The 18,370-nt window shown below is 58.6% G+C and carries 17 protein-coding genes; 6 read left to right on the top strand and 11 right to left on the bottom strand.

The window, feature by feature from the left end; all coding sequences use genetic code 11:
* Window positions 1-438: 438 nt before the first annotated feature.
* Together modC and D6B98_RS35685 are read left to right on the top strand one after the other, a co-directional pair.
* Window positions 439-1,563 (top strand): molybdenum ABC transporter ATP-binding protein, encoded by a 1,125-nt coding sequence (modC, locus tag D6B98_RS35690; RefSeq protein ID WP_126261671.1) that lies wholly within the window; start codon window positions 439-441, stop codon window positions 1,561-1,563.
* Between the two features lie 54 nt (window positions 1,564-1,617).
* Window positions 1,618-2,064 (top strand): DUF2478 domain-containing protein, encoded by a 447-nt coding sequence (locus tag D6B98_RS35685; protein WP_347338648.1) that lies wholly within the window; start codon window positions 1,618-1,620, stop codon window positions 2,062-2,064.
* Window positions 2,065-2,395: 331 nt separating this feature from the next.
* Here the strand turns inward: D6B98_RS35685 and D6B98_RS41075 are convergent, their stop codons facing one another.
* The 3 genes from D6B98_RS41075 to D6B98_RS41065 form a co-directional block, all read right to left on the bottom strand.
* On the bottom strand, window positions 2,396-2,839 hold the full coding sequence (locus D6B98_RS41075; protein ID WP_235884895.1) for a Ulp1 family isopeptidase: 444 nt from the start codon (window positions 2,837-2,839) through the stop codon (window positions 2,396-2,398).
* Between the two features lie 509 nt (window positions 2,840-3,348).
* Window positions 3,349-4,080 carry a hypothetical protein gene (locus D6B98_RS41070; protein ID WP_235884896.1) on the bottom strand — a complete coding sequence of 244 codons (732 nt, stop codon included), beginning with the start codon at window positions 4,078-4,080 and terminating at the stop codon, window positions 3,349-3,351.
* Window positions 4,081-4,248: 168 nt separating this feature from the next.
* A complete protein-coding gene (locus D6B98_RS41065) occupies window positions 4,249-4,536 on the bottom strand; it encodes a hypothetical protein (protein WP_235884897.1) in 288 nt (95 codons plus the stop codon).
* A gap of 702 nt (window positions 4,537-5,238) precedes the next feature.
* On the opposite strand from D6B98_RS41065, the gene D6B98_RS35675 reads away from it, so the two are divergent.
* On the top strand, window positions 5,239-5,793 hold the full coding sequence (locus D6B98_RS35675) for a peroxiredoxin (RefSeq protein WP_126261684.1): 555 nt from the start codon (window positions 5,239-5,241) through the stop codon (window positions 5,791-5,793).
* A 6-nt stretch (window positions 5,794-5,799) separates the two neighbouring features.
* Entirely contained in the window at window positions 5,800-6,348 is a 549-nt protein-coding gene (gene ahpD, locus D6B98_RS35670; protein WP_126261670.1) for an alkylhydroperoxidase, AhpD family, read from the top strand.
* Between the two features lie 230 nt (window positions 6,349-6,578).
* Here the strand turns inward: ahpD and D6B98_RS35665 are convergent, their stop codons facing one another.
* The 7 genes from D6B98_RS35665 to nifH form a co-directional block, all read right to left on the bottom strand.
* Window positions 6,579-6,875, bottom strand: coding sequence for a ferredoxin family protein (locus D6B98_RS35665; RefSeq protein WP_126261669.1), 297 nt, complete (start codon window positions 6,873-6,875; stop codon window positions 6,579-6,581).
* A 39-nt stretch (window positions 6,876-6,914) separates the two neighbouring features.
* The gene (locus D6B98_RS35660; protein ID WP_126261668.1) at window positions 6,915-8,222 is read right to left on the bottom strand and encodes an FAD-dependent oxidoreductase; all 1,308 of its coding nucleotides are present in this window, start codon (window positions 8,220-8,222) and stop codon (window positions 6,915-6,917) included.
* Between the two features lie 12 nt (window positions 8,223-8,234).
* Window positions 8,235-9,344, bottom strand: coding sequence for an electron transfer flavoprotein subunit alpha/FixB family protein (locus D6B98_RS35655; protein WP_126261667.1), 1,110 nt, complete (start codon window positions 9,342-9,344; stop codon window positions 8,235-8,237).
* A 993-nt stretch (window positions 9,345-10,337) separates the two neighbouring features.
* Entirely contained in the window at window positions 10,338-10,679 is a 342-nt protein-coding gene (gene nifW, locus D6B98_RS35650; protein WP_126261666.1) for a nitrogenase stabilizing/protective protein NifW, read from the bottom strand.
* A gap of 343 nt (window positions 10,680-11,022) precedes the next feature.
* Complete coding sequence (nifV, locus tag D6B98_RS35645; protein WP_430642557.1) at window positions 11,023-12,213, bottom strand: homocitrate synthase; 1,191 nt, start codon at window positions 12,211-12,213, stop codon at window positions 11,023-11,025.
* Between the two features lie 205 nt (window positions 12,214-12,418).
* Entirely contained in the window at window positions 12,419-13,222 is an 804-nt protein-coding gene (locus D6B98_RS35640) for a nitrogen fixation protein NifQ (RefSeq protein WP_126261665.1), read from the bottom strand.
* A gap of 148 nt (window positions 13,223-13,370) precedes the next feature.
* Entirely contained in the window at window positions 13,371-14,255 is an 885-nt protein-coding gene (nifH, locus tag D6B98_RS35635) for a nitrogenase iron protein (RefSeq protein WP_126261664.1), read from the bottom strand.
* A gap of 552 nt (window positions 14,256-14,807) precedes the next feature.
* Here nifH and D6B98_RS35630 point away from each other — a divergent pair.
* Window positions 14,808-15,221 carry an ArsC/Spx/MgsR family protein gene (locus D6B98_RS35630; protein ID WP_126261663.1) on the top strand — a complete coding sequence of 138 codons (414 nt, stop codon included), beginning with the start codon at window positions 14,808-14,810 and terminating at the stop codon, window positions 15,219-15,221.
* Window positions 15,222-15,668: 447 nt separating this feature from the next.
* Window positions 15,669-16,412: an OmpW/AlkL family protein gene (locus D6B98_RS35625; protein ID WP_164719082.1), complete on the top strand. Its 744-nt coding sequence runs from the start codon at window positions 15,669-15,671 to the stop codon at window positions 16,410-16,412.
* 419 nt (window positions 16,413-16,831) lie between these two features.
* Here the strand turns inward: D6B98_RS35625 and D6B98_RS35620 are convergent, their stop codons facing one another.
* Entirely contained in the window at window positions 16,832-17,179 is a 348-nt protein-coding gene (locus D6B98_RS35620) for a (2Fe-2S) ferredoxin domain-containing protein (RefSeq protein ID WP_126261662.1), read from the bottom strand.
* Between the last annotated feature and the right edge of the window lie 1,191 nt (window positions 17,180-18,370).

The following is an 18,370-nucleotide window of genomic DNA, read 5'->3' as shown; positions in this document are numbered from 1 at the left end:
CCGGCGCAAACTTCAAATCGGCTCGCAAAGCCGTGGGATGCTTGATGCGGATTTCGGGCCCCGAGCCAGTATTCAGCTCTGGCCTGAGCCGGCATCTTTACCGCCAAACCTCTCGAGCCGCGCAATTTGGACATTCAGCAAAAGCCTCCGGGCCGGCGAAGCAGGCTGAAAACCTCGCGCTAAGGGAGAGGCGCTTTGCCTCTCATTGGCAAGCGCACTGGGCAGCGTCCGACTGTCACGATCCTCGCGGCGCGGAGATGCTCAGGAAGCCTCTGATCTTAACACAGATCTGCAGTCCACCGCCGCAGCTTATGCCCTCAGGCGAGCAGAGACGCCGTGCTGGAGCGGCACCGGCCGGATTATCTAAGGCACGGCGATCATCTCTATTGCAGCTGTGCTCGTGACTTGGATGGGAAGATACAGCACAGGCGCAGGTTCATGAGAGAAGCAAGAACGGGCTATATTGAGGTTGCGTTCAACGGCTCTCTCGCGAACATTCCGTTAGATGCGCAATTCATCCTGCCGGCCAAAGGCGTCACAGCAATTTTTGGTCCGCCCGGGTGCGGCAAGACCACACTCGCGCGCTGCATCGCTGGCGTGCAGCATGTGCCGACTGGATTTTGTGCGGTCGATGGAGAGATTTGGCAGGATGAGACAAAGTTTCGACCGCCTCATCTGCGTCCCGTCGCATATGTATTCCGACCACCAATTCCTCTTTCTCATTGGTCTGTACGGCGCACCCTCCTATACAAGGCGTCAACATCGACACCAACACTAATCGATTTTGATGGGGTGGTCGAATTGCTCGCCTTGTCGCCGCTGCTCGAGCGTTCGCCATCACATCTTTCGGCGGCCGAGCGACAGCGACTTGCCCTTGGCAGCGCGCTGTTGGGCCAGCCTCAGCTACTTTTGCTGGACGATCCACTCATTGTGCTCGACCGCGCCGCCAAATGCGAGATCCTGCCATTTCTCGAGCGCATACGGGAAACCCTCCCATTGCCGATGATCTACATCACCCAAGATTACGCTGATATCGAGCGTTTTGCCGATCATCTTGTCATGATGAAAGATGGCGTCGTGACTGCGGCCGGGCCGCTCAACATCGTTCAGACCGATCCGGCGCTTGCCGGGCGCGGCGAAGCGGCAGTCTGTCTTGATACCTTGGTCGGCGGCTATGATGGGCGCTACGGGCTGATCATGCTCCGCCTCAACGGGGCGCGCCTTCTGATACCTGGAGTGCCGCTTAGACCGGGCGCGCAGCTGCGGCTGCGCATCGCAGCCGGCGATGTCAGCATCGCGTGCGAGCCCCCACGTGCAAGCTCTATCCTCAATGTATTTCCGGCACGCATCAAAGCCTTTCTGCCGTTCGACGAGGCGGAGGTCACCTTGGTTCTGGCTCTTGAAACTTGCCGTTCTGGCGCGCCGCTTTTGGCGCGCATCACGCGCCGCTCGTTTGATGCGCTACGGCTCAGCAATGGAGCGAACGTTTTTGCGGAGATCGCGCGCGCCGTTCCGCTCGCGGCTGCCGAGCGGTGCTTGCAACGCCTGCCACGATCCGCATGAGAGCGTTCGACAGCTATGTCCCGATACGAGAAACACATCAACAGGGACCCGGCCGTGATCGATAATATGGATGAGATAGATCCGAATAGTGTGGGGGCTATTCTCTACCGTCCAAAAGACGATGTTGATAGGCTACTCGCCGATTTCGCGCAGGACATCGCGCAGCAAGGCGTACGCATCGGCGGTATCGTGCAGCGACACGCGAGGTGCGCAAATGGCACGCACGTCATGCTCGCAATCGATGTTGCGACAGGACAAGAGATCTCGATTTCCCAGCCACTCGGCAGCGGAGCTATGTCCTGTAATCTCGACACAAATGGGCTTGCTGAGGCCGCAGCTGTCGTTTCCCGGGCACTTCGCAACAATATAGATCTTCTCGTGATCAACAAATTCGCCAAACAAGAAGCCGCTGGCCGGGGCCTGCGCGCCGATTTCGTTGACGCGATCACCCAAGGCGTACCAGTCCTGATAGCCGTTCCGAGAAAATGCCTTGCCGACTGACGAACCTTCACCGCGGGCGTTGGCACGCTGCTGCCTTGTGATCGTCAATCCTTGGAGCAATGGTGGCGCGAGATCTCAACGAGACGGGCGCGCAGCGGGGCCTTCAGACCAGCTGCGGTTATTTGGGGACGATGATACCGGATCGCTTGATGACGACAGGAGACAGTCGACCACGTCGTCTCCGAAATCGCCCATCAGGCTCTTCCGCCTCCGAAAACAGCCTTAGCTCTTGCGTCCGCTCCCACGCTCTGCGCCACCGCGATGCCTTGCGAACGTGCCGATTGCGGACCTTCTATGGCGAGAGTTCAACCAGCTGCCCTTTCCGCCGATATCAACCCCTCAGTCGGTTCTGCAGTGCCTGCCGGTCGAGGACGAGATTGCTTAGGTTCAGGTCTGGCTGACGTCTGCCCGCCAACCGCCTGGCCAGCGCCCGCGTACCGTCGAGCACAAAGACACCACAATCGTAGCCGTTCCTCTGCTGGCGTATCGGGGCGTTTTGCAGGTTGTCTTCGGCTCCCACATGCGCTGCGAGCATTGCTGCGGGTCTGTCATTGCGTCCCCGGGCGGAGTCATAGTGGTAGGCGACTGGATTGTTGCGATCGCGGCGGTCCACCAGCAGCAACGACCAATGGGACCCGCGGTCATCGGGACCCATGGTGCTGGCGTCATTCACCGGCAAGAACAGAAAGTCGGCTGTGTCGTTACCATTGGGATCATCGACAATCTGATGGAATGCGGATAGCGCGTCGTCCGCTGCGGTCGCCGGCAGAGGCACTCGCAGCCGAACCGCCGACCCTGGCCTTAGGAGCCGAGAATGGGCCAGCATGATGGATCAGCTGAGCGTCGCGGCGTCCTCGCGGACCCAACGTGATGGAGTAGGTCGCCCCGTTGATGGAGACCGGCTGGGGAGCCATTCGCGAACTTGGCAACAGCATTTTATTGTCAAGTACATCGAGCAGGAAATCCGGCACCGGCTGTGAGCCATGCTGCCAATCCTCGCCGACGAGATATCCGATATCCTCCAGCTCTTGAGGTACGCTGATGGCCCGATGAAGAACGGAGGTCTGCCGGCATGGCTCTGCACCGGCCCTGACTGGGCATCGTCACGCACCTCCTGCGGTGTGGACGGCAGGTCAACCAAAGAACCGAGACCCCGATAGATGTCTGAGGACCGAGCTGGCTCCCCCTTCGGCGTTGGAAAGTCGAAATAGGTCGGCAGTTGTGGGGACCAAGTCGAGCTCGACCCAGCCGGCTCCTGCAAGCCGACCTGACCAAACGCGCCTACTATCGGCGGCCACTCACTTTCGGACGCGGCGTCGGCAAATCTCGCATCCAGGTCGGGATGGAGGTTGAGTCCGAGCCTGCTCTTTGCTGAGGAGCGGGTACACCCAGCGCTCTGTTTGCCTCGAGTACTTGCACATACTGCCTGAGCTTCTTGAGAGTCACGCCAGATTTCCCTTTGGCTTCGCCGTAAGCCCGGTAGTCTGCATCCAGCGAGCGTTGCTGCTTATTGTTGCCGTGGATTCGGCTCGCGATGCTCTCCCTACCCTCTGTGCGGAGCCAGCCACTGAACTTGCGTTGCGCCGAGGCCGTACCTTGAATGGTTTTTCTCCTGTGCTGGGAACTCGGGTCAAGCTTGCTCAGCTCTTCGTTGGCGAGGCCCTCGATGAGGCGGGCGTCGTCGTCGTAAGGGCGAAATCCTTGTTGGGGCTCGAGACCTAGGTATTCTCTAAACGGATCGAGTGGAGCCGTCCGCTTTGTGGCTTTACTGAACGCCGTATAATCTGCGGTCAATGACGATTTCTGCGCAGTGTTGCCGCCGATTCGGTCCATGATGCTCGGCCTGCCCTCCCTTTGAAGCCAATCACTAAAAGAGCGTAGTCGGGAAACCATCGTCGAAACGGCGGCTTTCTCCTTCTTGGTCGCGTCAGATCCAAGCTTGGACAAAGCGTCGGTCAAAAAGTCATCGATCGTGGAGATGTCCTCCGGATGAGCCGACAATGTTTCGCGTCCCATCAGTCGGCCCCGGCGCCGACAGCTTGGAGCCCGTCAGCCCCGATCCTGCGCAGATGAGACAGTGCCGCGCTGAGGCGGTCGCGATCATCGCCGCCAGCTTCAACGTACTCGTCGATGTCCGCGGCAAGCGAGCTTGGTTCATTGAACGCCCGAAGAGCCAATGGTCCTTTATTCTCGGAGCCAACGAGCAAACGTGTTGAGTGCCTGCACATTGGACTTGATCGTAGCAGCCGGGACCTTTCCCGTCCCGCGGCTTCTGATACCATCGGGAGTAATTCTGTAGTCTTTGACGTTTTCCATGAACTGGCGGATCATCCGCTCGTCCTGGGGATGCATCGGTTGCTCTCGCGTATTCACAAAAGCTGGGGCCAGAATGGCATTTCCAGCCCGGAAATTCTGAAGTGTTTCCAATGCTCCCCCCACATAGTTCCTGCTGTTGGCGCTGGCCATCTTCATGAATTCATCTTTATAGGCGGCTAACGCACCTAAGATCTTGAGACATTCAGGTCTCTCCTTCTGATTATGGAGCTTCAGAGTGATCGCCGCATGTATCATCCAGACTGTACAACCTGACGCTACGTAGAGTTCAAGCCCCAAATCGCCGCCAAAGGCGAGCCTGGTTGGCTTTCAAACCTTTTAGAGTCCGGCAAACCATCGAGCCTGGTGATCTCGCGCCGCTTGAAGCGCCTCAATGCGCGAAGCGCCGTAGCCTCTGATTACTCGCACCTTGTTTGGCAGCCGCGAGCATCTGGCCTTACTGGCGCAATCTGTTGTCGCCGGCGATACAGCCGCTCTTGTTTGCGCCAGATGCTACGAACCTCGCGCTTCGTCAGGTTCCGTATTTCCATTAGATCTCGGCAGGCCGACAGTCGTTCATCACATTGATGGCGAGATGAGGCGGTTTGCTTTAAGGGACGCAGAACGGTCTTTGACCAGACGCTTGCAGCGCGAACATCTCAGGCGGTCGCGCAAAGCACGACTGCTTTCATGAACCTTGGCAAGAAAGCGCTTGGCTACAGATTTTTCTCAGATCGGCCCTCCAAGCGCCCGGGCATGTCTGTATCAAAGCCGCTGGACTCCACTCCTGAGAACGGATGGCACATAGCTTGCTTCAACAGTGAAGCCACCTTCTACAGAAAGCGACTTTGTGAGGACAGCATGCTCGGAATTGGAAGTCAGTTGCCGCGGTTCGAAATCACAGGCGTGAAGCCCGGTTTTCAAGCGCAGGAAGAAGGAGGACAGAGTGCATTCGAGACGCTGACCGAAGCGAGCTTTCCAGGAAAGTGGAAGATCATCTTCTTCTATCCGAAGGATTTTACCTTCGTCTGCCCGACAGAGATCGCTGAGTTTGCCCGGCTTTCCAAGGAATTCGCCGATCGCGATGCGGTTGTACTGGGTGGTTCGACTGACAATGAGTTCTGCAAGCTCGCTTGGCGGCGCTCACATCTCGACCTGCACAAACTTCCAATCTGGCAGTTTGCCGACACAAAGGGAACGCTCGTCGACGGTCTTGGCGTGCGTTCACCAGAAGGGGTTGCCTATCGTTACACCTTTATTGTTGACCCGCAAAATACGATCCAGCACGTCTATGCGACCAATCTCAGTGTCGGGCGCAGTCCTAAGGACACGCTCCGCGTTCTGGACGCGCTGCAAACCGACGAGCTCTGTCCCTGCAACCGCGAAATCGGCGGAGAAACCTTGAAGGTTGCTTGAGGCAGCATGTCGTCGATCGAACAACTAACCGACCAGATTCCCGATTTCGCGAAGGATGTCAGGCTTAACTTGACCTCCTTGGTGGCCGATGAGACGCTTTCGCCACAACGAAAATACGGGCTGCTGCTGGCGAGCGCGATTGCCACTCGCAATGCAGCCCTGATTGCCGTAATGGAATCGGCTGCGTCCGCTGTGATGACATCTGTGGCGATTGCCGCAGCGAAAGCCGCAGCCAGCCTCATGGCAATGAACAACGTTTATTACCGCTTCGCTCACCTTGTCGCCAACCCGGAATACAAGACGATGCCGCCACGGCTGCGTATGAACGTGATCGGCAATCCCGGCGTGGAGAAGTCCGATTTCGAGCTGTGGTCGCTTGCGGTCTCCGCCATAAACGGCTGCGGTGCCTGCATCGATGCCCATGAGAAGACACTGAGAGCCGCGGGCGTCAATTCCGAAGCGATCCAGACCGCCGTGCGCTTTGCCGCGATCATGCAGTCAGTGGCAATCGCAATCGAGGCCGCTGGGCCCGCCCCCTCTCAGGCGAGGCGCTGATCCTTCCTCTACCATCCGATCGACCGCGTTGTGGCGCCACTCAGTGAGGTCACAACCAGTCCTTCGCGGCTCCCGAACGAGCGGCACATCTGCACGCTATGGCTTGTGCAGCGCCCCCCCGAAGAGTGTCTTGCTCGAAGTCCAGGCGCCGCGCAAGTGACGCGGAATGCGCCAATGATGCGGAGAAGCCCTATCGCCTAACTCGGTCGCACCACGGCCCTGTTCCACTATCAGCCAAACTTAAACTGCACTCCATATCCACCGCGCGGATGGCTCCATTCGATGTCGCCGGTGGGCTCGGCGATCACGCGGCAGGTACCGCACTCGATGCAGCCGTCAACTGTTATCTCGACCTGGCCGTTGTCGTTTAGCTCGTAGCATCGCGCGGGGCAGGCTTTCAAAAGTGCAAGGAGCTGCGGCGATGGCGTCGTGTGCGCACGGACCTTGACGTGAGGGTGACCGATGTCGACAAGATAGCGATTATGATACAGCTTGTCTTCGACGCGGACTGGGGATTCGACATTCATGCTTTGACCTTCCATTGTTGGGCTTCACAACTGTCGCGGTCAGCGCCAGGCCCGAGCAAAACGACAAGCATCACCGAACAGACCTGCCCATGACCGCGCCTTGACAAAGGATTTCAGGGTCGCCTTCTCCTTCTCAGCCTTGGGCGTACCATCGACGCGCACGAAGTTTTGCATCGCCTTGGAGATGAGCTGCGGATAGGTGAGAAAGAAGTTTTGTGACTGGGTATGCATTAGGGGCGGCAAATCCTTGTACTTCTTTAGATCTTTGATGACGAAGGAATCGTCTAGCATCTTCTTGTAGATCGACAGATTTGCTGCACTCATCGGCTCGCCGCGCGATTTCACGAGACCTATCGCTTCGGCGGCGATGCGGCCGGAAGTCATCGCGAGATTGGAACCCTCGCGATGAATGGCATTGTTGAGTTGGGCCGCATCGCCCACTACGACCCAGCCTTCCCCATAAAGCTGCGGGATCGACTTGTACCCGCCTTCAGGAATGAGATGGGCCGAATACTCCTTGACTTCGGACCCTGCTATCAGGGGCGCCACGGAAGGATGACTCTTGAATTGATCGAGCAGGCCGTAGGGCGTCTGGCTCGTGCGCTGGAAGTCGGCGACGAGACAACCGATGCCGAGCGAAATGCACTCTTTGTTGGCATAGATGAAACCCATTCCGGTCATGCCGCGGGAAATGGTACCGACCGCCTCGATCACGACGCCTTCATCGCCCCTGAGATTGAAGCGCGCCTCGATAGTCTCGCGGGGCAAGAAGTGCATCTCTTTCACCGCGAGCGCAACGTTATCGGGTCTCGGCCGCGCGCGTAGGCCCGCGCGCGTCCCGAGCAGGCCATTGACCCCCTCGGCCAGCACGACGACATCGGCATGTATTTCGCCGTCTCGACGATCTGTACGAACACCGACGATCCTTTCACGCTCGTCCCGTACGAGCTCGGTGACGGTCGTCTCGCACAGCAAGGTCGCGCCAGCCTCCCGCACCTTGGAAGAGAACCATTTGTCAAACTGGGCGCGTATAATCGTGTACCGGTTCGGCCGTTCCTCGTTGAAGTCGTCTGAACGGTAATGCATGCCAACATGGGAGCGATCGTCCATCATCCAGAACCGCTGCTCAATCAGGTGACGTTCGAGCGGCGCCTCCTCTCGAAACTCGGGGACCAGCTTTTCCATCATGTCGGCATAGAGGATGGCGCCCTGCACATTCTTCGATCCGGGATATTCGCCGCGCTCGAGCTGCAGCACCTTCATGCCGCGTTTGGCCATGGTCAATGCCGCCGCATTGCCGGCCATACCGGCTCCGACCACGATCGCATCGAATCTCTCTTCAATCATTATCATCTCCTTCTAGACAGCGATCCGGGCGCGCGAATTCGGCAAAAGCCGAGCGCGAAATGCGGCCGTCAGCGCCGGTAGCAATTGAATGGCGTCACTGACGATCGCGAGATGGGCGAAGTCAAAGATCGGAGCGTTCTTGTCAGTATTGACGGCGACGATCAGATCCGCACCCTCCACGCCAACCCGGTGCTGGATCGCGCCGGAAATGCCGGCGGCAATATAGAGCTTCGGCCGGATGGTTTTGCCCGTCTGGCCGATTTGCCGGTCAGACGTAACCCACCCTTTTTGCACGAGAGGACGCGAGCAGCCATATTCAGCGCCAAGCAGAGTTGCGAGCTCGCGCACCAACCGAAAGTTCTCAGGCGATCCCAGTCCCAGGCCGCCCGCAACCACGACATCGGCATAGGCCAGATTGGAGGTTTCTGCATCGCGGTCTGGTAGGAACGACAATACCTTTGTGACAATGTCATCTTCCACAAGACCGAGCGGATGGACGATGATACGAGCGGCATCGCGTACGACGCGCTCAGGCATCGGCATGACCCGCGGGCGGACGGTTGCCATCTGCGGACGATAATTCAAGGTATAGATCGTGCAGAGCAGCGAGCCGCCAAAGGTCGGACGCGTCGCCGCCAGCGAACCATCGGCGTCGACGTCCAGCGCGGTGCAGTCGGCTGTGAGCCCCGTCGACAGCGTCGTCGCCACAGAACCTGCGAGATCGCGACCGAGCGTCGTCGCCCCCAGCAGTAGGATCTCGGGCTTGTAGGTGTTGACGAGTTCGGTTAGCGCTTTGGTGTAGGATTCGTTGCGGTAATCCGACAAAACATTGTCGCTCACGAGATAGGCCATATCGGCGCCATAGCAAAATGCGTCAAGCGCGGCGTTACGTGTGTGCTGCCCCTCCGGACCGATAACGACAGCAGCAAGATTCACCTTTAGCCTGTCGGCGAGCCTGCGGCCCGCCCCCATGAGCTCCCAGGAGACCGGATGCACCCGGCCGCGCTCCAGCTCAACGAAGACCCAGACGTGCTTGTAGGCCTTAAAGTGCTCCGGCAGTTCTTTTTTGGCCCCTGCGCGACCGGCCGCCGCCGGCATGGCCGTTCTGGTGACATTGTTCATACTCTAAATTCCCCTCAAAGATAGGCGCGCCCGCGCCACAGGTTTGCTTTTTAGCTTCGATAACTGAAGATCACTTTTGGTCAGCGAGGGGCCGGCTGCTCTGCCCCGTCTGCTTGGTCCGACCGACCGCACAACAAGAGGCGTCGTCGCGATAGACGTACCGGTCCGGCCGGATTTGGAGCGGTCTTCCACACTGGACGCTTGCGCGCCAGGTTCGACGAGCGCCACCGCAGCGGCCAGGGCGCCGCGGTGGTTGTGACCGGTCGCTTCCATGCCTGAGTTGGCGAGTCCGTTCGCTGCGCAATACCTGCGCCTCACTTTCGGCCCACCAGGTCCACATTGACTGTGACGACGAGCGCGATCCTGGCAACGCACCTGTCACGCGATCCATGCCGAGCCTCCAGCGCCGACAGCCCGTATGGGCCGACGTTGGCCCTCTTCCTGACGCATGTTGCTATCCGCCATGAGATGGATACAAATCTGAGCGGAATCCGGGGCCGACTTGATCCGGACGACGCTGGGCATACCCTCTCCAGGTGTAGCGCGAACGGGCGACTTATCCATTGACCACCATCTCACCGTCCATACGGAGCCTTGATCGTGTCAAAGGCCGTTTCGAACGGACCTGGCGCGATCGTAGGCCACGAGATGATGGCGCAGGGCTTGGCAGGCACTAAAAGCAGCATCATAAGTCTTCCTTCAATCTCATCTCGGACGACTACCATCTGTCGGCATCGATGATCGGATCGGCAGGACAACAGCAAGTGTCGTACCAGTTGCAAAAAAACAGTGAAAGTCAGTCGAAAGTAATGGTTTGGCAGACACTTGAAATATCCGCTGGTACCGTGGACACGACCAGTCCAGACATGGGTCGGGAATACGACAGCCGCCGCTCGGGTGATAGCTGCAGAGAGTTGACCCGAATAAAGACGAAGGCCGCACATCGGGTTGCCACGGTGCCCCGTCGGGCACACCTTGCAGTGGAACGCTAGATCACTTCAGCTCGCTCAATGGGACAAAGGCCGCCGCCTTCTTAGGATCTGCGGCCGCCTCCTTCAAAACCTTGAACACTCGCTGGTCGATTGGTGACGATGCCACGAAATCGGCATAGGCCCGCTCCAGCATCGCCTTGCACCGAGCTCTGATTTCCGGCTCTGCGGCACCTGCAAATTGCTCTTTTGCAAAGTATTGTCCCATGCGCTTTAAGATGTGAAGGCGCGCGACATTCACGATTTTAGGATCGTAATCGACGCCAAGTAGCGAAAAAAAATCCTCCGCCGATGAGGCCTTGCTGAGCCGATCGAGGATACCGGCTGCCGGGGATGAGTTGATCATGGAAAATTCTCCTTCGGATTAGCTCTGGACGGTAAATGAGATGGGGTGGCGCCTGTTGACTGCTGGCGGGATCAATGGCCAGACCACGATCGAGGCTGACGCTAGTCAGGACGGTCGCCGGACCGGAACTCAGCGCGAGAAGACGCCGATTGGCAGTGCGGGGCGGCTCGCCATTGGGTAGGAGATCACAGCATGTATGGCGGAACGGGAAGTAAGATCTGGAGGTGAGATCGCGCCAGGGGATCTTACGTGCGAAAGCTGGACGCCGTTCGGACCCATCAGCAATATCGGACGCCATCCTTGCGGCGCGTCTGTTTACGCAAACGCTGCTGGACACGGCTTTTCACGCGGGGTGGGTTGCCAGGCATCCGCACACGTCGCGCCAGATCGCCGCCACGGTTTCGCGCTCGACCGGCCGCTTGTGCTCAATGGCATATTTGCGGACTTGCGACAGAATCTGTCTGGCTTCATCGGCGCTGGCGACGAGCTGCAGTTCATCGAGTAACGCGGTGATCGCCCCAAGTCCGGAATGCTTGCCGATCACAAAGCGGTTGCAGCGGCCAAACAAAACGGGATCAAGCGATTGATAGGTGCGTTGATCCTTTAAAAGGCCATCGACATGAATGCCGGATTCGTGCGTAAATACATGCTCTCCGACGATGGCCTTGTTCACAGGAATCGCACGTGCGGCCGCGCCTGCTACCACCGCGGCGACGTTCCCGAGCTCCGGGAGTATGATGCCAGTCTCGCGCCCGTAGAGCTGCTTGAGTGCAACCGCGATTTCCTCGAGCGGGGCATTTCCGGCCCGCTCGCCCAACCCGATGACGGTCACTGAGGCGTGGCTCACGCCGGCCTTGATAGCGGAGAGCGTGTTGGCGGTTGCGAGTCCGAGATCATCGTGACCGTGAAATTCGAGTTCGAGATCGGTGGTCGCACGCAAATTCCTGACCAGCACGTAGGTTGCGTCGGGATCGAGCACACTGAGCGTATCTGCAATACGAAAGCGACGCGCGCCCGCGGCTTTTGCAGTTGCCATCAGTCTGATGAGAAAATCGATGTCGGCGCGGGAGGCGTCCTCACCACCGACGGCGACCTCAAGTCCGCGCGCACAGGCATAGCCTACCAATCGCTTCACCCGTTCCAGCGCCAGGTCGCGATGACCACCTAGCTTGGCTGCGATCTGGACATCGGAGGTCGGGATCGACATATTGATCATGGACACCTTTGCTTCGATCGCCGCGTCGACATCCGATTCTCGCATCCGGCACCAGCCTATGGTGGTCAGCGGAAGATCTGCTTCGACAATGGCGCGAATGGCGGCGATCTCCTCGTTGCCTATCGCCGGCGTTCCGGCCTCGATCTCCGTGACTCCGGCCCGCGCCAGCGCCTGCGCGATCGCTAGCTTTTCCTCTGTGGTGAACGCAACGCCAGGTGCCTGCTCGCCGTCGCGTAATGTCGTGTCGTTGAGCACGGTGGGCTTGGCGCGCACCTGGTCGGACCAAGACGATTTTGCGGCGGTGCTAGCGGCAATCACGCGAGAGCTCCTCATTGTTTGACCTACCTAAGCTCCAGCAAATGGATTGTCGTAAATGCGACAGGCCTATGAAGCGGACGCCTTGCCTACTGCCCCGCCGTGTTCGAACTTTAATGCAGTTGCGGCCCGCCAGGATGTGAGAATTGTTGCGGAGCACTTGAGCCCGCCGCCGCCTTGGACACATGGTCACTCGCTCGAAACGGCATCAGCCGCGCCCTCGACCTTCCGCGCGGCTTACCGAATCCTGCGAGGCTTTCCCCGATGATGATGCGATCGCGGACCCTTGTGGCGGTTCAGATGGCCAGCCGCCGGCAACGACCGGCCGAGCCGCCTGCAACAGAAAATCGCGCCGCCGCTCGGCCATCCGGCTCTCACCGCTTTCTTCGCCGAAGCAGATGTTGAAGTCGTCACATTGGTTGCACACGGGTGTCGTGCACATCGCGAGGCCTTCATTCTCACAAAGCATGCGGTAGAAGAAGCGCTTCCAGCGCATATTGTTGACATTGCGCGAGGCGAGCGGCGCGAAATGGCGGCTCAGCAGCCGGGAGAGTTCGCCGCGATTGCGCAAGCCGAGAGCTTCCCAAAGATGGCCTGGCTCAATGGCGCGCCGCGCTATCATCGCAGCCAGCCAGTGACCGATATCCCGTTCCGTCGAGCGTTGCTTGAGCAAGAGATCGCGCAGCATTGCGATCTCTTCGTCCCCTTCGCACTTAAAAACCGAGAGCTGCCCCGCCAGCTTGATCTCAAGCGAGGGAAAGTACTGCTCCAGCAAGGCCGCCAGTTCAAGGCCGGACAAGCCGGTCTTCTCGGGAAGGGAGCCACCATCCATTGTGGCAGCCGCCAAGATAGACGCCAGGACATGGCGATCGAAATTGCTGTCAATGGCAATATCGGCATCTGCAGGAGGCACACCGGTGAGCAGACGGTAGGTTGCAATTCCCCTGTGTATCTGGCTGTTGGCATCAACGGCACAAGCAGCCATGAACGGAAGGTATTGCGCTTCGAACATATTTTGAGGGTTCCACAGCAGTCAGGTTTTCCCTGCCGCATCCTGGTTTTGGTCAAGATCGATCGTCAGAATGCCGGCCTCCCGGGATGCGTCGGTGAGGGAGACCGGCATTCGTCGCGCACCTTCGCTAGGCCGCGACTCGCGGCCTTTACGAGGCCGCGAGTTCGGCGGCGGTCTTGCCGATGATGGATTCGTCCACGGGCTTCATAATGCCATGCTCCATCAGCATGTCCTCGAGCTCGTCCATGGAGATTGGAGTCGGGATGATGCCTTTGCCGCCATTTTGGTGAACCTTGGTCGCAAGATTGCGATAGTGATCGGCCTGCTTGGAATCGGGTGCATATTCGAGCACCGTCATGCGGCGTAACTCGGCGTGCTGCACCACGTTGTCGCGCGGCACGAAGTAGATCAGCTGAGTGCCTAGCTTCTTGGCCAACGCTTCCGCCAGTTCCAACTCCTTGTCCGTCTGCCGCTCATTGCAGATCAGACCGCCCAGCCGCACGCCGCCAGAGTTTGCGTATTTCAGGATTCCCTTGGAAATGTTGTTCGCGGCATACATCGCCATCATTTCACCGGACATCACGATATAGATTTCCTGCGCCTTGTTCTCGCGGATCGGCATCGCAAAACCACCGCAAACGACGTCGCCGAGCACGTCGTATGAGACATAGTCAATGTTTTCGTAGGCGCCGTTCTCCTCCAGGAAATTGATCGAGGTAATGACGCCGCGGCCGGCGCAGCCGACACCCGGCTCAGGACCACCGGACTCCACGCAGCGAATGTCCTTGTAGCCGACCTTCATTACGTCCTCGAGCTCGAGGTCCTCCACGCTGCCGGCGCTCGCTGCAAGGCTCAAAATCGTGTCTTGCGCCTTAGCGTGCAGAATCAGGCGGGTCGAGTCCGCTTTCGGGTCGCACCCTACAATCAGGATTTTTTGACCCATCTCGGCCAGCGCCGCCAGCGTGTTCTGCGAAGTGGTCGACTTGCCGATGCCGCCCTTCCCGTAGAACGCGATTTGTCTCAGTGAAGACATGTTGTTCTCCATCAACCGATTTGCCAAAAGTTGCGCTTCTTGCGCGCGAGCTTGTTTCTCTCTCAGAAACGGGGGCACACGGGTTCAAGGGAAGGAGCGCATCGCTCGTCTTACGCGTCGGCGTGCACTCAGCCCTCAGTCAGTGTTGCTGCCGCTTATTTGCAACCGCCGTGCCAACGCTTGACCGCGCTCCTTAGGCTTCTGATTACGTTTCTGAAAACCAACTAGCCGGTGAGTAAGGCCCTGGCTGTTTTGGATCTAACAGGATGTGCGCGGCTGTCAGAAAACTAACAACGACCACAACGATCAACGCGAAAAGCCGATTTGCGCCATCAGTTCCGATGCCCTCACGTGTGGAACGGAACTTGCTCCGATTCGACGACAGTGAATATGCCGGTTGGCCCGCAATCTGGCGCACCAGCGGCGAGGTTGCATACATGGTACGGCGCTTGGTGCGCTGACTTTGGAGATGATCGGCAAGAAATTGAAGAGGCTCCCGAAGCAGCCGCGCCGTGCCAATCGTTCAGCTCAGCGCGCCTACAGAGGTATATCGTGGCGACAATCATCTTCTATCAGAAACCCGGCTGCGCCACTAACGCGCGTCAGATTCAAGCGCTGAAGTCCGCCGGCCACGACGTGATCGCCCAAGACATCTTGAAGGAGCCATGGGATGCGGAGGAATTACGTAGCTTCTTCGGCAATATGCCCGTCGGCTCCTGGTTCAACCGAGCTGCGGCACGTATCAAGTCAGGCGAAATCAATCCCGATACTATCGACGCGGCAAGCGCACTCGCATTGATGGTGGGCGATCCGCTCCTGATACGACGACCGCTGATCGACGTAGACGGGGCACGATGTGCCGGGCTCGATCATGAGCCCGTGCTGTCGCTGCTTGGCCGCAAGACGCAAGATGATCTCGAGGGGTGTTTGCACAAAGCAAACCCCAGGCGTTGTGCGCAGGCCTGAGGAAACGAAGGAGCGGCCCCCAGTCGATCAAACAAGTAAGGATGACGTTTCCCACTTCCGGCTTCCTTCACGGGCAATAAGCGACGGGACCTTCGCTGAGGCGGCCCGCGCGAGTGGCTGCCCGTAAGGGGCATCGTCTATATTGCGCTCGATCGCGACGCTTCTCGCTCTTGTGAGAGGCGGTGGCAGGTGCCGCCTTTGTCGCGCATGATGTCCGCGGCCTGGATTGGATCAGAGCAACAATCCGAGATGCGGCTTCTTGAACAGACCCGCCTCTGTTGAATTGAATAAGGATCAGAACAGATCTCCACCCTGCGCGGCAGTGATCCTTATGCAACTTAGCGGCATAATTGCGCTCTGCCCGCTTCCATTTTGATCGGCATCAAATCCTCCGTCCTTCCCGGTGTGTGACAGAGATATCGCGCGGCTCTTCGCGCGGACTTTGGAATGGAGAATTCGATGAGAACAAGGACAGTTCTGACGAGGGCGTCACTCCTCGCGCTAGCAACCTCGTTGGTCAGCCTCCCGGTACAGGCTGCAGATCTGGGCCGGGCGCCGATCTACTATCAAGCGCCCCCGATCGAACCCTTCAATCCATGGATGATCCGCCTGCGCGTACTTGGCGTTTTGCCGGACACCGAAGGCAGCTCAGTCAGCGTCGCCGGGGTGCCCTCGCTGTCCTCGCCAAGTTCTGGGCTTTCGATCAGCGATCAAGTCATACCCGAGCTCGACATCACCTATTTCTTCACGAGAAACGTTGCCGCCGAACTCATTCTCGGCGTAACTAGCCATCACATCAGCGGCAATGGCGCGCTCACTGGCCTCGATATCGGCAAAGCCTGGCTGTTGCCGCCAACACTGACCCTGCAATATCACTTCACCGATTTCGGCGCGCTCAAGCCCTATATCGGCGCGGGCATCAACTACACCGCATTCTTCAACCAATCGGCAGCCAATACGTCGCTCGCTGGTCTTGCCGTTACGGATTTGCGCATCAGCAACCAATTCGGCGCAGCGGTCCAATTCGGCTTCGATTACATGCTTGATCGGCACTGGGGCCTCAACTTTGACGTGAAGAAGCTATGGCTGCGGCCGGAGTACTCCGCCACCGTAAACAATGCGATTGCCGTCACCGGTCGCGCCAACATCGACCCATGGCTCGTCAGCGGCGGCGTTACTTACAAGTTCTGACGCTAGAACAGGATCAGAAAGGGGATCCGTTTGATCAAACCGGACGCGGCGAGCTCATCGAGCGCGTCCCTAACCTCACCGCAGTGCAAACAGAGCGAGATGACGCGTCAAGTACGCGTCATCTCGCGAGACGCGGGGAGCCCAGCACTGCTCTCGCTGTGAACTCCGGGTCGCGTGGCAAGCGGTGACGGTACACAAACAGATCGACCCAGCACGCGCGTTGCAAAGGCCGCCATTTGCCGATTGGGCCGGAGAAGAAAGGCGGCACGCCGCGAAAACGTCAATGACTTTCTGTTCTCAAATCCGGGGCGTGATGGCTACGCTCTATCTCAGACGATCTGACCTCCGAGCGGCCAGCTCATCGCCGCACAAGCCGTCGATGCTTGCTAGCCTTGGCAAGGGGCCGCTAATCGAGCCCTCTAGGTTCGCTTTAACACCATCACAAGGCGGTCGACACGTTTGCCTTGCGCGAGGTGGGAGTTTACGATTTCGTCGACATCCTCAGGCGTGGACGCGCGATACCACACTCCATCGGGATAGACGACCATCAAGGGACCAGAGTTACAAAAGCCAAGGCAGCCTGCCATCGTGAAGCCAATATCGTTGAGGCCTTGCGCTTCGATCGCCTTGGCCATTCGATCCCATAGGGCCTGTGCGCCAGAGGCGCCACAGCTGCCGTGCGGATGAGTTGGCGGACGCTGCGTGTTGCAGGCAAAGACATGATGTCTATAAAGTTGAGGAAGCTCGAATTCGGTTTCTGAGTTCATGCGCCTATCCTGTGATCAATGGGCTTCATCTGAGAAGAGACAAGATGCGAGTACATCATTAAACGCCGCATCGACCAATTAATGCTAATGATTCCCACACGCGCTCGCCAAAGCAGGTAAAATGAGCGGGCGCCATAGTGATGGTCGTCGCCGACGATCAGCGATAGATATCTTCGCGTCCAGAGCAGCCTCCTTGATCAACTCCAACCTCTTCTGCCCTCATCACGATCTTTCTGCTCCCGCTTGCTCACATCCAACTTCTCCAAAGCAAGTTGCACACCAGATGCGTAACGTTCGCTTCCGCAACGATCCCTTGCTTTGCGCGACTCACAATTGTTGCGAAGGTTACGACAATGTCGTTCGCCTCTGTTTTGGACACGACAAACCTCGCATAGCCTTTGACCTCCCGTTCAACCTTCTGCAGTTCGTACGCAGAACAACCGAGACGCTCGGTTATTTGGCCCAGCTCTTGCGCTATCGTATCTTGGAATGAGCAGCGATCTTCATGACCCTCGGGCCGCCTAGCGAGGAGCTCGAAGATCGTGCGGCGGATCGAGCGCCGTGTTCTACCATGGGTGATCGCCTGGCCGCATTGACCGGCGCGAGCCTACAGCATCTTTTTCGCCCTGAATCTGGACGCTGCGCTCCGCCGCTGCCCATCCATCGTTTGCTCAACAGATAGCGCCTGTCGCGAGAGCCCAACGAGGCAGGGATGAACGCCGAGCCACCTTTGAGGCTGCAGACCAAGCCGGTCGCATCCCGTCGGCAGCAACGCTAAAACGCAACACAGCGGTCCCAGATGGGGATCACGCTTCACACGATACGCGTCAAGACGCACGCTTGCAGCCGGAAATGCGGAACAACGAGCACGTTCCCATGAATGCATTTGCTCTAACCGGCCCTTACTGACGATGGTGGCGCCATTCGCTAAGAGCGTCGCACAAGCCGAGGTTTGGCATGGCAGTTGCAGCGCCGGCAATAACGCCAGCTGCACCGGCCGGCCTTCTGACACAGGATCGTCATTCCTCATCCCCAAACGATCCTGTCAGTCTGGGTCCCGCCATTCTCCACGCCCAGACGATGCCCTCGGCGAACTTCCAGCCGCCGGGGGCATTTCCCCTCAAACATATCCACGGCGGTAGGAGGCATGTCCCGCTGCCGGCTCGATTTGACGAGCCAGCGCAAGAGCAG

The sequence above is a fragment of the Bradyrhizobium sp. LVM 105 genome (genome assembly GCF_003957705.1).
GTDB lineage: Bacteria > Pseudomonadota > Alphaproteobacteria > Rhizobiales > Xanthobacteraceae > Bradyrhizobium > Bradyrhizobium frederickii.
The sequence above is the reverse complement of the archived record's forward strand: the minus strand, read 5'-3'. Positions and strand labels throughout refer to the sequence as shown.

Bases quoted from the DNA above. Each gene is read 5' to 3' on its own strand.
- D6B98_RS35625 (WP_164719082.1), top strand. From the start codon at position 15,669: ATGGAGAATTCGATGAGAACAAGGACAGTTCTGACGAGGGCGTCACTC.
- nifH (WP_126261664.1), bottom strand. From the start codon at position 14,255: ATGTCTTCACTGAGACAAATCGCGTTCTACGGGAAGGGCGGCATCGGC.
- D6B98_RS35655 (WP_126261667.1), bottom strand. From the start codon at position 9,344: ATGAACAATGTCACCAGAACGGCCATGCCGGCGGCGGCCGGTCGCGCA.
- ahpD (WP_126261670.1), top strand. From the start codon at position 5,800: ATGTCGTCGATCGAACAACTAACCGACCAGATTCCCGATTTCGCGAAG.
- D6B98_RS41065 (WP_235884897.1), bottom strand. From the start codon at position 4,536: ATGAAGATGGCCAGCGCCAACAGCAGGAACTATGTGGGGGGAGCATTG.
- D6B98_RS41070 (WP_235884896.1), bottom strand. From the start codon at position 4,080: ATGGGACGCGAAACATTGTCGGCTCATCCGGAGGACATCTCCACGATC.
- D6B98_RS35620 (WP_126261662.1), bottom strand. From the start codon at position 17,179: ATGAACTCAGAAACCGAATTCGAGCTTCCTCAACTTTATAGACATCAT.
- D6B98_RS35640 (WP_126261665.1), bottom strand. From the start codon at position 13,222: ATGTTCGAAGCGCAATACCTTCCGTTCATGGCTGCTTGTGCCGTTGAT.
- nifW (WP_126261666.1), bottom strand. From the start codon at position 10,679: ATGATCAACTCATCCCCGGCAGCCGGTATCCTCGATCGGCTCAGCAAG.
- D6B98_RS35665 (WP_126261669.1), bottom strand. From the start codon at position 6,875: ATGAATGTCGAATCCCCAGTCCGCGTCGAAGACAAGCTGTATCATAAT.
- D6B98_RS35660 (WP_126261668.1), bottom strand. From the start codon at position 8,222: ATGATTGAAGAGAGATTCGATGCGATCGTGGTCGGAGCCGGTATGGCC.
- D6B98_RS35675 (WP_126261684.1), top strand. From the start codon at position 5,239: ATGCTCGGAATTGGAAGTCAGTTGCCGCGGTTCGAAATCACAGGCGTG.
- modC (WP_126261671.1), top strand. From the start codon at position 439: ATGAGAGAAGCAAGAACGGGCTATATTGAGGTTGCGTTCAACGGCTCT.